The organism is Halopseudomonas nanhaiensis (genome assembly GCF_020025155.1).
GTDB classification, from domain to species: Bacteria; Pseudomonadota; Gammaproteobacteria; order Pseudomonadales; family Pseudomonadaceae; genus Halopseudomonas; species Halopseudomonas nanhaiensis.
Genome location: NZ_CP073751.1, coordinates 339,221 through 354,210, shown reverse-complemented (window position 1 = coordinate 354,210; position 14,990 = coordinate 339,221). Strand labels below are relative to the sequence as shown.

Below are 14,990 nucleotides of genomic sequence, written 5' to 3'. Positions count from 1 at the left end.
TTACCGGCCGGTCAGCTCTTCCCAGCGGACCAGCCGGTCGGCCTGCGGCAATGCCTCGGCTGCGTGGGCGAACATCAGCACCGTTCGCCCACGCAGCCAGGGCTCGAGGTGGTTGCGCACCCGCGCCGCGGTCGCCTCGTCGAGCCCGCTGAACGGCTCATCGAGAATCACCAGCAGCGGATCCTTGAGCAGCACTCGCGCCAGCGCCAGCCGCCGTGCTTCGCCGCCCGATAGCTGACGCCCGGACTCGCCTGTCCAGGTCAGAATGCCATCGGAAAAGCCCTCGACGGCGTCGGCCAGTTCGACCATTTCCAGCACTGACCACAGCTGCTCGAAACTGGCATCGGGCCGGGCGATTCGCAGGTTGGCAGCGATGCTGTCCTGAATAAGATCGGTGCGTTGGGTAAGGTATCCGAGTTTCTCACGCCAGCCGTCCACAGCCATTTCGCGCAGCATCGTGCCCTGCGAAGACACCACGCCGCTGTCCGGGTCGATCAGGCGTGCCGCCAGATCAGCAAGGGTCGACTTGCCACACCCCGATGGACCGATGATCGCGAGCCGCTCGCCCGGCTCGATGCGCAGGTTCAGTCCGTTGATTCCTGCATGCTCGACCGCGACATCGGCAAACACCAGGTCGATGGCGCCGCGCGGCGGCTTAACCGCGTCGGGCGCCTCGCCAAGACGGGAACGGGAGCGCTGCTGGTCATTGAGCCGCTGCGCCGCGCGATGGGTGGCGCCAAACATTGTGAACGCTGCCGGCAATCCACCCAATGCCTCGCTCAACCCCATCAGCGCCAGCGTCAGCATCACGGCTACCGGCCCGTTTAGCATTCCGTCGCGGTAGGCCAGCAGGGCGCCGATCAATATGGTCGCAGCCAGGCACTGCATGATCAGCGTCGACAGCGCCTGAATCAGCGCCGAACGGCCGCGCAGCGTCTGCTCCTCGGCAATGGCCGCAGTGCTGATGCGCAGCAGACCGTTACGGTGGCCCAGCAGTGCGCCCGCAGCGAGCAGTTCGGCCATCCCTTGCACATGTTCGACGGCCTTGCTGCGCAGGACATCCTGGCGCGCTATCTGCGCGCTGCTCAGCTGTCTCGTCCACACAGCCGCACCGATGGTAACCAGCACCAGCACGGCAACCAGGACCATACCGGCGACCAACGCCAGGGCGGGGTGGAATACGGCGATCAGCGCCGTGACGACACCAATCCCGAGCAGAGCCACTGCTGGCGGTGCCAGCAAACGCAGATAGAGATTGTCCAGAGCATCGATATCCGCCGTCAGGCGGTTGAGCCATTGCGCCGAACGCCAGCGCGACAGCGTGGCCGCGTCGAGCCCGCTCATCGCCCGGAAATGCGCCGTGCGCAAGTCAGCCAGCAAGCGCAGCACGGTGTCGTGGTTGTACAGACGTTCGGCATAGCGCGAGAGCGTGCGGGTCAGGGCGAAGGCACGGATGCCGCCGCCCGGAATGTACACATCGAAAGGCATCCGCGTCCCGCTGGCCCAGAGAAGCGCCGTCACACCTGTTGCCGTGATGAACCAGCCGGAAAGCGCCAGCAGCCCGATGCCTCCGGCGATGGTCAGTGCCATCAGCAAGCCACCGAGCAGCAGCCTTGCCCGCCGGGCCATGACAAGGCGTACCCAGGGCCGGAGCTCATGCATGGAGCAGACGCCCCTGTTCCAGACGCAAACAGCGGTCCGCCAGGCGCATCATGGCCGGGTGGTGCGTAGCGACGATGACAGTCCGGCCGCTGGCAGCGAGACGGACGATCGCTTCGATGACCGGTTGCTGGCTGGACTCGTCCAGCCCGGCGGTGGGCTCGTCGAGCAGGACCAGGTCGGAGTCGATCAGCCAGGCCCGGGCGAGTGCCAGGCGCCGCGCCTGACCGCCCGAGAGCCCACGGCCGCCTTCGCCGAGGGGCGCGTCGAGTCCCTCCGCCTGCGCCTGAAGCAGGTCACCCAGCCCGGCCGCTTCGAGCGCTGCACGCATGGCTTGCGGCTGGGCCTGGGGGGCGCAGAAGCGCAGATTGTCTGCCCAACTCCCCTGAATCAGCAATGGCCGCTGGTCCAGCCAGGCGACCGGCCGCGTCCCGGCAGGGCTGCCGAACACAGCCACAGAGCCCGTGTCCGGCATCAGAAAGCCGGCCAGACAATGCAGCAGACTCGACTTGCCCGAGCCGGATGGCCCCACCAGGGCTACCACCTCACCGCGCTGAACATGCAGCTCGACGCCCTGCAGTATTCTGCCCCGGCCGGGATAGCTCAGATCCAGCCCATCGACGCGCACCGACTCGGCGGAAGCGGGCGTTACCGATGTCGAGCCGACTGGCGCTGGCCGGTTGGGAAGCTGCGCCTCGAAACTCGCAAAGGCATCCGCCGCACCCAACGCCGCAGCGCGGTCGTGATAATGCTGCGCCAGCGTTCTCAGCGGCTGGAAGAATTCCGGCGCCAGCAGCAGGATGAACAGGCCGGAGAATAGCGTCAGCTCATCGGCCGGTCCGAAGTCGATATAGCCCAGCAGACCAAAGCCGATGTACATGGCCACCACGGCGATCGCTGCGGAGGCGAAGAATTCCAGCACCGCCGAGGACAGAAAGGCCACTCGCAGCGTTCGCATATTGATCTGCCGATACCGATCAGCGGCCGCGCGCACCCCCTCGACCGTGGCGGGGACCTGGCCGAACAGCTGCAAGGTGGTAAGGCTGCGCACGCGATCGAGAAAGTGTCCGGCGAGCCTGCCCGCTTCAAGAACATGCTGCTGATTGAGCCGCTCGGCACTCATGCCTACCAGCGCCATGAACAAAGGGATCAGCGGGCCGGCGAGAAACAGAAACCCTGCGGCCACCCAATCCTGCCAGAGCACAACCGCCCCAATCAGCAGCGGACCCAGCACAGCCAGCCATTGCTGGGCAACGAAGCGGGCGTAGTAGCCATCCAGCGCCTGCACCTGCTCCAGCCACTGATTGGCCAGCGTCGCGCTGGAGCGGCCGGCCAGATGAATCGGTCCGGCCAGTGCCCAGTTCGCCAGCAGGTCGGCCCGTACCTGCTGCCTGATGGCCGCGCTGGCGCGCTGTCCGCAATACTCGTACACGGCCTGGCTCAGCGCGCGAAGCACAATGGCGCAAAGCAGCGCCAGAGCAGACACGGTCAGCGTGGGGACCTCGATGCGTTCGATGAGTACATGGTGAATCAACCAGGCCATCAGGCCGAGTTGAACGATGATTGACAGCACATTGAGCAGCGCGGCGCCCAGCGAGGCGAGCAACCAGAGGCGCACCGGGCGCTGATGTCGCTGCAGCCACTGCCGCGCACGGGCGCGGCGCTGGCCGTCAGTGGTGATAGCCTTCACCCACCCGGACCTTGCCGCGGAACACCCAGTACGCCCAGCCGGTATACATCAGGATGATGGGGATGACGAAGAGCACGCCGATCAGCAGAAACAACTGCGATTCGGGCGCGGAAGCCGCATCCCATAAGGTGAAGTTCGGCGGGATGACGTAAGGCCAGCGGGTCCACAGCAGGGCGAAATAGGTCGAGGCAAACATGCTCATGGTGGCAATGAACGGCCAGACCTGGCTTCGGCGAAACACCGATACCAGGATCTTCACCGCACTCAGTCCTGCCAGGATCGGGAAGATCCATATCCAGCGGACATCGGCGAACCAGCGTTCGTAGGCAGCCGGGTCGACCAGGGGCGTCCAGAAGCTGATCACCACGAAAACCAGCAGCACGGCAAGCAACAGCCACGGTGCCAGCCGATATGCCCACTGCTGGATATAGCCCTCGCTCTTGAGAATGATCCAGGTGCAGCCCAGCAGTGCATAGCCGGCTACCAGACCGATGCCGGTCACCACGGTGAAGGGCGTGAGCCAGTCGAAGGGGCCTCCGGAATAGACCAGCCCTTCGGTCTCGTAGCCCTGGATATAGGTGCCGACCACAATCCCCTGGGAGAAGGACGCAAGCAAGGAGCCGCCGAAGAAGGCCCAGTTCCAGAGATAGCGGGATGAACGGGCCTTGAAGCGGAATTCGAAGGCGACGCCGCGAAAGATCAGGCCGGCGAGCATAAGAAAGACACCGATGTACAAGGCGGGCAGCAGAATGGAATAGACCAGCGGGAACGCTGCCAGCAACCCTACCCCGCCCAGCACCAGCCACGTCTCGTTGCCATCCCAGATGGGCGCGACGGAGTTCATCATGACGTCGCGGGCGTCTTCGTCGGGGGCGAAGGGAAACAGAATGCCGACGCCCAGATCGAAGCCGTCCATCAGCACATACATGATCACTGCGAAGGAAATGATCACCGCCCAGATCATCGACAGATCGAAGTTTTCCATCTCAGTGCTCCTTCTGATCGTGCTCGAAGCGCACATGCGCCGCCGAGAGTGGACGCATGGGACGCTCGGCCTGATCCGCGTGATCGGACAGCCGCTCGTCCTCCACATAGATCCCGGCCTGCAGGACGCCGAACAGGTAGTACAGCCCCGCGCCGAAGATCGCCGCATACACGGCGATGTAGCCGATCAGCGTGAACAGCGCCATTTCACCGGTGAGCGAAGGCGTGAGCCCCTCCTCGTGACGCACGAGCCCGTACACCAGCCAGGGTGCTCGGCCGACCTCGGTCACCACCCAGCCGGCGAGCACGGCAATAAACGGCGTCACGCTCATGAATCGCAGTCCCTGCAGGAACCAGCGCGTCTGCCAGAAGCGCCCCCGCCTGCGCAACCACAGGCCGGCGAGTCCGAAACCGATCATCAGGAAACCCATGAGCACCATGGTGCGAAACGCGTAGAAAACGATCCAGACCGGCGGCTGGTCTTCCGGTGCGACTTCTCTCAGGCCCGGCACCTCGCCATCCCACTGGTGCGTGAGGATCAGGCTGCCGAGCTTGGGAATGCCGATTTCGAAACGGTTGCCCTGCAACTCTCGATCCGGCAGAGCGAACAGCAGCAGCGGCACCTTGTCCTGGGTTTCCCAGTTGGCCTCCATGGCTGCAACCTTCATCGGTTGATGTTCGAAGGTGTTCAGGCCGTGCAGGTCGCCAACCACTGCCTGGGTCGGTGCCAGAATCAGGATGACCCAGAGACACATCGACAACGCCTTGCGATTGGCTTCGACCTCGCGACCGTTGAGCAGGTACCAGGCGCTGACGCCTGCCACGACGAACGAGCCGGTGAGGAATGAGGCAATCGCCATGTGGGCAAAACGGTAAGGGAACGAGGGATTGAAGATCGAATCGATCCACGAGGTGACATGGAAGATGCCATCGCGAAGCTCGGTACCGTCCGGGGTGTGCAGCCAGCTGTTGGTGGCGAGGATCCAGAATGCCGATACGAAGGTGCCGATGGCCACCATGTAAGCAGAAAAGAGGTGCATACCCTTGGGGACGCGGTTGCGCCCAAACAGCAGCACTCCAAGGAAGCCCGCCTCGAGAAAGAATGCTGTGACCACCTCGTAGCTGAGCACGGGCCCTATGAAATTGGCGGCGGAATAGGAGAAGTTGCTCCAGTTGGTGCCGAACTGGAACGACATCACGATGCCGGAGACCACGCCCATGGCGAACACCACGGCGAAGACCTGAACCCAGAATTTGGATAGCTGTTCCCAGGCGGCATTGCCAGTCTTGAAAGACAGCGTTTCAAGGAACGCGATGTACGAAGCCAGGCCGATCGTGAACACCGGGAAGATCGCGTGGAACGAGACCACGAAGGCGAACTGGAAGCGTGACAGCAGTAACGGATCCAAATCCATTCAAGGCACTCCTGGCTGGGGGCTGGCGAGGTTCATGCCGCTCGCGCGGGATCATGGCCGTTTGGCGCGGCTCCTGACTGAGACACCCCCCCTTGGTGCGATGTTCCGTCTGCGCGGCACTCTGCCGCAGCGGCGCGTCAGCGCGCGAGCCAGTACCAGCCCGCCATCGCCAGGGGCAGCAGCAGCGCCGTGGCCATGCCCATCAGACTCATCGCCAGCGCTGCGAAAGCACCGGCCTCCTCGCTCTCTTCCAGCGAGCGCGCCGTTCCCACAGCGTGAGCGGCGAGCCCCATGGCCATGCCGCGTGCCGCCGGATGCGATACACCACATCGCGACAGCAGCCACGGGCCGATGATCGCACCCAGCACACCGGTGAACATGACAAATACTGCAGCCAGGGCAGCGATACCGCCCAACTGCTCGGCTACCAGCATGGCGATCGGCGTGGTGACCGACTTCGGTGCAAGGGTCATCAGAACCGCTGGGGTGGCGCCGAGCAGCCAGCCGAGGGCGATCACGCTGAGCGTGGCAAAGACTCCGCCAACCATGAGGGTGATCAGGATCGGCCAGAAAAACTGTCTGATACGCCGCAGGTTGAGATACAGCGGCACCGCCAGCGCCACAGTCGCCGGACCAAGCAGAATCAGCAGCGGACCGACCGCGTCGCGGTACAGGGGGAACGGAACATCGAGACACCACAGCGTGAACACCAGGATGGCCACCGAGCCCAGCACCGGGTGCAGCAGCGGCAACCGGGTCCGCTCGTAGACCACCAGGCTGACCTGATAGGCCGCCAGCGTCAGCCCCACGAAGAACAGAGGATGCGCGGCAATCGCCTGCCAGCCGGACTGCAGCATCTCGGTCATGGCCGCGACCTCTGCTGCTGTCGGCGGATCAGGCGCTGCATCAGCCAGCCGCAGAGCGGCAGCGTCAGCACGAACGAAACGATCAGGCTGCCCAGAATGGCCCAGGCGTCCTCGGCAATCTCGGCGCCGTACATCATCACGCCGACAGCCGGAGGCACCAGGATCAGCGGCAGATATTTGAGCAGGCCGCTCGCCGCAGCATCGATCGGCTCGCCGACACGGCCGCGCACACTCAGGAAAACCAGCAGCAGCGCCATACCGATGATGGGGCCGGGCAGAAAGGCAAGGAACATCTGGTTCAAGCCAGTGCCCAACAGCTGGAACAGGATCAGCCAAGTCAAGCCGCGCAACAACATGAAAGGAATCTACCGTATGGCGACGAAGATCGGCATTATGAGGCCGGCAGCCCAGCGTGACCATGCCACCAATGGCGCATCGCTCGAAGACTGCTCATTCGATGGTCAGACTGACAAGCCCATGCAATCGGCCGCTGATGGCGATATGCTGCGAGTCATGAACACGCTTCGCCCGACTCGGGCCGGCGAAGCCCAAGGACTTGTAGCCGATGCAACCTGAACCCAGCAGCCTGTCGCCGATTCGTCGCCGCCATGCCAGCCATCGAGACCGCCTGCGATCCGTATCGCGGGTGCTCGCTGCGATGGCTGCGGTGTTTCTGGTCGCTCGCTTCGTTGCACTTCCCGAAGGCCTTCGAGCCACAGCCGCCTCGCTGGCGGGCTCGCCGGCGGTACACATGGTGTTCGAGACAATCGCCATCATCATGGCGAGCATGGTGTTCGCGATCGGCTGGAGCAGTCATCGACGCCAGTCCTCGCGCAGCCTGCTGGTCTTGTCCTGCCTGTTCCTGGGTGTGGCGGTACTCGACTTCAGTCACATGCTCTCCTTCTCTGGCATGCCGACCTTCTTCACGCCTGCCGGGACCGACAAGGCCATCCAGTTCTGGCTTGCCGCGCGCGCCCTCGCCGCGATCGCCATGCTCTGGGTGGCGTTGACACCCTGGCGTGTCGCGCACATCGGTGCCAGACGCTTTTCCGTGTTGCTGGCGGTCCTGTTGCCGGTGGCCCTGTTCCATCTGCTGGCCCTGCGTTTCCCCGAACTGCTCCCCTCCATGCATGTTCCGGGGATCGGCCTGACACCCGGCAAGATTCGCTTCGAGTATGCATTGGCCGTAGCCAACTGCATCGCCATGCTGGCGCTTTGGCAGGCGATGCGTCGGCCCCTGCCGTTCAACGGCGCGGCCCTGTTCGGCGCTGCCGGCGCGATGGCGCTGACACAACTGTGCTTCACCTCGTACGAGACCTCGAGCCACCACCTGGTAGCGCTCGGACACCTGTTCAAGATCGTCGCCTACGGGTTCCTCGTACGGGCGATTTTCGTCGAGAGCATCGAACAGCCGTACGAGATGATCGAACGCTCGCAGAAGCGCCTGCAGGCAATATTCGATGCCCTCCCGGATGTGGTCATGGAGATCGACCACGAAGGGCGGGTGACCGAATTCCACGCACCGGGGAACGAGCTGATGGCGTTGAGTTCGAGCCCGCTGAAAGGCCGCCTGATCGGGCCACTGCTTCCCCCGGAAGCGATCCCCCTATGCCAGCGCACCTTCGCCCTGGCCAAGGTTCAGGGCCATGCGCAAAGCGAACCTTTTCGCTTCGTCATCAAGGGGCACACGTTCTGGTTCCAGATATCCGCTGCGCCCAAGCACACGGACGGGGATGACAGCTTCGTCGTCGTCGCCCGTGACGTCACCAAGAGCAAGCAACAGGAATCGGAAATCCTGCGCCTGGCGCAATTCGACAGCCTGACCGGGCTGCCCAACCGCAAGCTGTTCCATCAGCGGGTCGACCTGGCGCTGGGCATCAGCGAACGCAACGCGGCGCCGGTAGCGTTGATGTCGATCGACCTGGACCACTTCAAGAACATCAACGACACCCTCGGCCATCAGGCTGGCGACGAAATGCTGATCGCGATTGCCGAACGCCTGCGCGGCCAGTTGCGCGAGGAAGACACGCTGTCGCGTCCGGGCGGTGATGAATTCGTGCTGGCACTGCCCGGGCTGGACGGTGTCGCTGCAGCCCACGTTGCTGAACGACTGTTGCAGACCATTGTGCGCCCGGTGAATGTGGTCGATCGTGTGGTCAGCCCCTCCGCGTCGATCGGCATCGCCATCTACCCCGAGGACGGTCTGGACTTCGACGAGCTGACCCGCCGCGCGGACGCGGCCATGCACCTGGCCAAGCAGCAGGGGCGCAACACCTACCGGTTTTTCACCGGCGAGATCCAGACGCGCATGTCGCGGATTCTGTCGCTGGAAAGTGCCTTGCGCACGGCCATCGACAACCTCGAACTGGCGCTCGAATATCAGCCGCAGTGGGACATGGAGAATCACACGATCGTCGGCATGGAAGCCTTGCTGAGATGGAACCATCCCGAGCTCGGCGAGCTCGGCCCGGCCGAGTTCATCCCGATTGCCGAAGCCAGCGGTCAGATGCTGGCGCTCGGCGACTGGGTGCTGAACCAGACGCTGGCGCAGCTGCGCCACTGGATAGACGATGGCGTGGAGCCCCCTCCGATAGCCATCAACCTGTCCATGATGCAGTTTCGTCGTGGCGATCTGGTCAAGCACATCCGCAACAGTTTGCGGACTTGGCAGGTGGCGCCCGGCTACCTGCAGCTGGAGCTGACCGAAGGCATCGCCATGGAAGACCCGACCGCTGCCGCCAGCCAGCTGCAGCAGCTGAGTACACTGGGCGTGCGCATCGCGATCGGCGATTTCGGCACCGGCTATTCCTCGCTGGCCTACCTCAAGCGCTTCCGCGCCAGTGTCATCAAGATCGACCGCTCGTTTATCGAAGGACTGGAACAGGATCCGGAGAACCAGATCATCGTCAGCAGCATGATTACGCTGGCGCACAACCTGGGCCTGCAGGCCATGGCCGAAGGTGTGGAAACCGAATCGCAGCTACGGACCTTGCGCGCGCAGGGTTGCCGCTACATGCAAGGCTTCTACTGGAGTCATCCTCTGGATGCCGACACCATGACTCGGCTGCTCTGGGACATGCGCAGACCCAATACAGCCGCGCCGGACCAGATCGAGGCGGACGAGTAATACGCGCATAAAAGCACTGGAAGTTGTACGGGTTTGCTTTAAGATTCGCTCCGCTATTCGAACCAGCCCACCGGAGCACTTCCCGAATGACCAGAATGACCGTAACTGCCCTGAGCGCCCTTGGTCTTGCTTTCAGCGCCTCGGCCGTCGCCTACCCTCTGCAGTGGCAGAACAACAGCCTCACCTATCTGTACGGGACCGACTTCCAGCTGGACCCGAACACCCAGCAGACGCTGACCTTCGAACATGTCAGCGGCTGGAATGCAGGCGATCTGTTTCTCTTCGTCGATGCCATTCACTACCAGGGCGCAGAAAACGGCTTCGGCTATCGCGATACCTTCTACGGTGAGCTGTCTCCACGTCTGTCGTTCGGCAAACTGACTGACAGTATCAGCGACGACGGCCTTGTGCGGGATGTGCTGCTGGCAGCGACCTACGAGTTCGGACGCGGCGATCTGAACAACTATCTGCTCGGCCCGGCGCTTGATCTGAACATTCCCGGTTTCGATTATTTCCAGCTCAATACCTACTACCGTCGGGCCGATCAGTCGGACGGCGGGCGCGGCGTCTGGCAGATCACACCGGTCTGGGGCTACACCTTCCCGGCAGGCCGTTCAGATGTACTGATCGACGGGTTCATCGACTGGGTCGTTGACAACGACGGTGACGACTACCACGCCAACCTGCACGTCAATCCGCAGATCAAGTACGACATGGGCAAGGCCCTGGGCTGGAAGGCAAAGCAGTTCTACACCGGTGTGGAATACGACTACTGGAAGAACAAGTACGGCGTGAACAACGGCGACTTCGGCCTGGACACCAACCAGAGCGCCATCAGCCTGCTGGCCAAGTATCACTTCTGACCGACGACTGCAGCGGCGGCCGATGCCGCCGCTGCATCCGACACCAGCGATCAGTAGCCGCGCAGGCGGGCGAAGCGGTCAGCGTGATAACGGTAGTCGCCGTACAGCGCCTGAACCGAGCGCGCGCGCTTGATGAACAGCCCCACATCGAACTCGTCGGTCATGCCCATGCCGCCGTGCAACTGAATGGCTTCATTGGTCACCAGTTCCGCTACCTCCGATGCCTTGGCCTTGGCCAGACTCACCAGCGCCGACGCCTCCGGATCATGCTCGTCCAGCGCGACCAGCGCCTTGAGCACCACTGACTTGACCAGCTCCAGCTCGCTGAACATGTGCGCCGCCCGATGCTGGAGCGCCTGGAACGAGCCAATGATGACTCCGAACTGCTTGCGCTCCTGCATGTAGGTCACGGTGCGCTCGAACGCTTCCATCGAAATGCCCAGCAGCTCGGCCGCGAGCTGTGCGTTGGCAATGTCGAGCACCTTGTCCAGCGCGATGCCACCCTGATCGAGCTCGCCGAGCAGCGCATCGGCAGGCAGCTTGACGTGGTCCAGCGATACGTTGGCGGCGTTGCGACTGTCGACCATGATGGTGCGCTCTACCTTCACCCCATCGGCATTCGGGTCCACCAGGAACAGCGAGATGCCCTGATCAGGACCGTCTGCGACATGAGTACGCGCGGCGACGATCAACTTGTCGGCGACGTGACCATCGACGACGAACGTCTTGCTGCCTGTCAGCACAAAACCGCCGTCGCGTTCCTGCGCCACCGTCTTCATCTGCCCCGGCGCATGGCGCGGCTTTTCGTCGACAGCCAGCGCCAGCAGCAGCGAGCCCTCGGCGATGGCAGGCAGCAACGACTGGCGCTGCGCGTCCGAGCCGGCCAACTGCACCAGCGATGCACCGACCACGGCAGTGGACAGCAGAGGTGAGGCGGTGAGATTGCGCCCAGCCTGCTCGAACACCTGCCCCATACCCGCGAAACCGAAGGCCGAGCCACCGAACTCTTCCGGAATCAGGGTGCCGACGAAGCCCATCTCGACCATCTTCTGCCACAGCTCGCGGGAGAAACCGGTCTCGTCGCGATTGTCACGCAATGCCCGTAGCTGGCTGACCGGCGCGCTTTCGGCGAGAAAGCGCTTGGCCGCATCCTTGAGCATCTGCTGTTCTTCATTGAGTACCAAAGCTGCCATGTTGCGTCCCCCGATCCGTTATTGAAGCCCGAGAATGTTGCGGGCAATGACGTTGAGCTGCACCTCGGAGGTACCGCCCTCGATCGAGTTGCCTTTGGACCGCAGCCAGGTGCGCGGAATGATGCCTTCGCGCGATGCCTCGCCTTCCCAGACCAGCGCCTCGCTGCCGCGCAGGGCGACCAGCAGCTCCTGACGACGCTTGTTCAGCTCGGTGCCGTAATACTTGAGCATCGCTGATGCATGCCCCACGCCCTGTCCGGCCTTGGCCTCGTCGAGCACCCGCTCGGCGGTCAGCTCGAACGCCCGCGCATCCAGATCCCAGCGGGCCACTTCGGCTCGCAGCAGGCCATCGGCAAGGCGACCATCTTCCAGGCCGACGGCGTCCACGGCCTGTTGCGCCAGGGTTTTCTGACCGGCTGCGGTACGACCCATGCCGCCGATCATTTCCCGCTCGTGGGTCAACAGGTACTTGGCGATGGTCCAGCCGGCGTTGATCTCCCCGACCACCTGGCTTTTTTCGACCTTGACGTTATCCAGGAAGGTTTCGCAGAACGGCGAGCTGCCGGAAATCAGCTTGATCGGGCGAGTGCTGACACCCGGCGTGGTCATGTCGAACAGCACCAGGCTGATGCCCAGCTGCTTCTTGGCTTCGGTATTGGTTCGCACCAGGCAGAACATCCAGTCTGCCTTGTCGGCATAGGACGTCCAGATCTTCTGACCATTGACGATGAAGTGGTCGCCCTGGTCTTCGGCGCGGGTCTGCAGGCCTGCCAGGTCCGAACCTGCACCGGGCTCGCTATAGCCCTGACACCAGCGAATCTCGCCGCGTACGATAGGCGGGAGATGCTGACGCTTCAGTTCCTCGGAGCCGAACTTGAGGATCGCCGGCCCGATCATCCATACGCCGAAGCTGGACAGTGCCGGGCGCGCCCGGATACGTGCCAGCTCCTCGCGCAGCACCTTGTGCTCGGCCTGCGACAGTCCTCCGCCACCGTACTCCTGGGGCCAGTCCGGAGCGGTCCAGCCGCGTTCGGCCATGCGCTCCAGCCAGAGCCGCTGGTCGTCGCTCTTGAACGAGAACTTGCGCCCACCCCAGCAGGAATCCTCGTCGCTGGTCATCGGCGCACGCATGCTCTGCGGACAGTTTTCTTCCAGCCAGGCGCGTGTCTCCAGGCGGAACGTCTCAAGATCGCTCACGGGAACCTCCTTCAGTTGATGGGCTACGCCAACAATACCCGTAAAGCGTAGCCGGCGAACCGGGTTTGACCGGCGAAATGCAGGTCTATTGATCAAGTGTATGCGCCTATCTTGTACAGAACATGTACGCAGACGCAACAACCAGCCAAGAAGATTTTCCGCTCTGATCCACGCCATCACCGCTTTTGATCTAAAGGTCCTGCAATTGCGGCCGATACGAGGTGGCGGCCGAAGATCGCTAATATTTGTACGACTTGTTTATCTTGTACAACTTAGTGCTATCATTAGGCTATCAATCAAGGCGAGGAGCCTGCCATGTTTTCTGCAATGACTACTGCACAGCGTCTGGGACTGGGGTTCGGTCTGGTACTTTCGCTGATGCTCGTGCTGAGCGGCATCGGCATACAGCGGGTCGGGTTCATCGACCGGACACTTACAGACGTCAGCGAGGGCGCCACGGCGAAACAGCGTTTCGCCATCAACTTCCGCGGCTCGGTACACGACCGGGCGATCGCCATCCGCGACGCAGTACTGGTCAACGACCCGCTCAAGCTCTCCGCACATCTGCGCGAAAACGACAGGCTGGATCGCTTCTACCAGGAGTCAGCCAGCGGCATGGATGCGCTCATCGCCGCCAGCGGCAATGCCGACGAGCGTCGTCTACTGAACGACATCAAGGACATCGAAGCGACGACCATGCCGATGACCCGTGAGCTGATTGCACTGCGTGAAAGCGGCGACCGGGAGGCGGCCCGCATGTTCCTTCTGGCCGACGTCTCGCCCGCCTATAGCGAATGGCTTAAACGGATCAACGTTTTCATCGATTATCAGGAAGCGCAGATCGTTCGCGACATCGGCCTAGTGCGCGAAACGGCCAGCGGTTTCCGCATGCTGACACTCGTCGCCACCGGGGTTGCGTTGATCCTGAGCATCTTCGTATCAGTGCTGATCATCCGCAGTATTCGAGCGACCCTGGGCGCGGAACCGCATGAAGTCGCCGAAGCGATCAAGGGGCTCGCAGCAGGCCGTCTCAACCAGCGCATTGACACCGACTACCCCGACAGCGTCATGGGGACACTCAAGCTGACGCAGTCCCGACTGCGCGACACCATGAGGGACGTCTCCCAGGCAGCGGAGGCCCTGACCCAGTCGTCCGGCCAGCTGCTGGGCACCTCCGACAGCAATAACCGGCAGATTCGCCTGCAGAGTGCAGAAGCCCAGCAGATGGCCACAGCGATCAACGAGATGGCAGCTACCGTCAATGAAGTCGCCAGTTATGCTGCCAGCGCGGCGCGTGCTACCCGAAATGCCGAAGGCGAGGTCGAGAACGGCAATCTTAAGGTGAAGGAAGCTTCAGGCGCGATTCAGCACCTGGCGGCCACGCTGGAAGAAGCGGCAGAGACCGTGCAGCAGGTATCGCGCGACAGTGGCGACATCGAAAAGATCACGGAGGTCATCAACGCCATCGCCGAGCAGACCAACCTGCTCGCCCTCAACGCCGCCATCGAAGCCGCGCGGGCCGGTGAGCAGGGGCGCGGCTTTGCGGTGGTCGCCGATGAGGTGCGCGCGCTTGCCGCCCGCACCCAGCAGTCGACGCGAGAGATTCAGGAAATGATCGGGCGCCTGCAGACCGGAGCCAGCAAGGCCGCCGCTGTCATGCAGACCAGCCGCGACCTGGCGCGTACCACGGTGGAACAGACCACCCGCGCCGAAGCGGCGCTGGGCAAGATTCGCCACGAAGTCGGCGAGATCAACGACATGAATGCGCAGATTGCCAGCGCCTCGGAGCAGCAGAGTGCCGTGGCCGAGGAAGTGAACCAGAACATCACCCGCATCCACGACGCCACCATGCAGACCTCCGCCGGCTCGGATCAGGTGGCAGCCTCCAGTCACGAACTGGCTGCGCTGGCCGATCAGCTGAGTGCCAAGGTGCGGTTCTTCCAACTCGGTGACAGCAGCGAGCGAAGCCTGCGACACATGCGCTAACCCACCCCCG

Annotated in this window: 12 protein-coding genes; 4 read left to right on the top strand and 8 right to left on the bottom strand. The window is 63.1% G+C overall.

Annotated elements, in window-relative coordinates:
- The 6 genes from cydC to KEM63_RS01600 all read right to left on the bottom strand — a co-directional run bounded on the left by cydC (nt 1) and on the right by KEM63_RS01600 (nt 6,970).
- Nucleotides 1-1,662 carry a thiol reductant ABC exporter subunit CydC gene (gene cydC / locus KEM63_RS01625; RefSeq protein ID WP_223654344.1) on the bottom strand — a complete coding sequence of 554 codons (1,662 nt, stop codon included), beginning with the start codon at nt 1,660-1,662 and terminating at the stop codon, nt 1-3.
- The gene (gene cydD / locus KEM63_RS01620) at nt 1,655-3,349 is read right to left on the bottom strand and encodes a thiol reductant ABC exporter subunit CydD (RefSeq protein ID WP_223654342.1); all 1,695 of its coding nucleotides are present in this window, start codon (nt 3,347-3,349) and stop codon (nt 1,655-1,657) included. The genes cydC and cydD overlap by 8 nt, the downstream gene beginning before the upstream one ends.
- Complete coding sequence (gene cydB, locus KEM63_RS01615) at nt 3,330-4,334, bottom strand: cytochrome d ubiquinol oxidase subunit II (protein ID WP_223654340.1); 1,005 nt, start codon at nt 4,332-4,334, stop codon at nt 3,330-3,332. The genes cydD and cydB overlap by 20 nt, the downstream gene beginning before the upstream one ends.
- 1 nt (nt 4,335) lies before the next feature.
- Nucleotides 4,336-5,748 carry a cytochrome ubiquinol oxidase subunit I gene (locus KEM63_RS01610; protein ID WP_223654338.1) on the bottom strand — a complete coding sequence of 471 codons (1,413 nt, stop codon included), beginning with the start codon at nt 5,746-5,748 and terminating at the stop codon, nt 4,336-4,338.
- A gap of 137 nt (nt 5,749-5,885) precedes the next feature.
- Nucleotides 5,886-6,614: an LrgB family protein gene (locus tag KEM63_RS01605; protein ID WP_223654336.1), complete on the bottom strand. Its 729-nt coding sequence runs from the start codon at nt 6,612-6,614 to the stop codon at nt 5,886-5,888.
- Complete coding sequence (locus KEM63_RS01600; protein ID WP_223654334.1) at nt 6,611-6,970, bottom strand: CidA/LrgA family protein; 360 nt, start codon at nt 6,968-6,970, stop codon at nt 6,611-6,613. The genes KEM63_RS01605 and KEM63_RS01600 overlap by 4 nt, the downstream gene beginning before the upstream one ends.
- A gap of 16 nt (nt 6,971-6,986) precedes the next feature.
- On the opposite strand from KEM63_RS01600, the gene KEM63_RS01595 reads away from it, so the two are divergent.
- The 3 genes from KEM63_RS01595 to KEM63_RS01585 all read left to right on the top strand — a co-directional run bounded on the left by KEM63_RS01595 (nt 6,987) and on the right by KEM63_RS01585 (nt 10,604).
- Nucleotides 6,987-7,190 (top strand): hypothetical protein, encoded by a 204-nt coding sequence (locus KEM63_RS01595; protein ID WP_223654326.1) that lies wholly within the window; start codon nt 6,987-6,989, stop codon nt 7,188-7,190.
- A complete protein-coding gene (locus KEM63_RS01590; protein WP_223654324.1) occupies nt 7,180-9,741 on the top strand; it encodes a bifunctional diguanylate cyclase/phosphodiesterase in 2,562 nt (853 codons plus the stop codon). Before KEM63_RS01595 ends, KEM63_RS01590 begins: the two co-directional genes overlap by 11 nt.
- Nucleotides 9,742-9,827: 86 nt before the next feature.
- Nucleotides 9,828-10,604, top strand: a complete 777-nt coding sequence (locus KEM63_RS01585; protein ID WP_223654322.1) for an outer membrane protein OmpK — start codon at nt 9,828-9,830, stop codon at nt 10,602-10,604.
- Nucleotides 10,605-10,654: 50 nt separating this feature from the next.
- Here the strand turns inward: KEM63_RS01585 and KEM63_RS01580 are convergent, their stop codons facing one another.
- On the bottom strand, nt 10,655-11,797 hold the full coding sequence (locus KEM63_RS01580; protein ID WP_223654320.1) for an acyl-CoA dehydrogenase family protein: 1,143 nt from the start codon (nt 11,795-11,797) through the stop codon (nt 10,655-10,657).
- Between the two features lie 18 nt (nt 11,798-11,815).
- On the bottom strand, nt 11,816-12,994 hold the full coding sequence (locus KEM63_RS01575; protein ID WP_223654318.1) for an acyl-CoA dehydrogenase family protein: 1,179 nt from the start codon (nt 12,992-12,994) through the stop codon (nt 11,816-11,818).
- Nucleotides 12,995-13,309: 315 nt separating this feature from the next.
- Here KEM63_RS01575 and KEM63_RS01570 point away from each other — a divergent pair, with 315 nt between their 5' ends.
- Nucleotides 13,310-14,980, top strand: coding sequence for a methyl-accepting chemotaxis protein (locus KEM63_RS01570; RefSeq protein WP_223654316.1), 1,671 nt, complete (start codon nt 13,310-13,312; stop codon nt 14,978-14,980).
- The last annotated feature ends 10 nt before the right edge of the window (nt 14,981-14,990 follow it).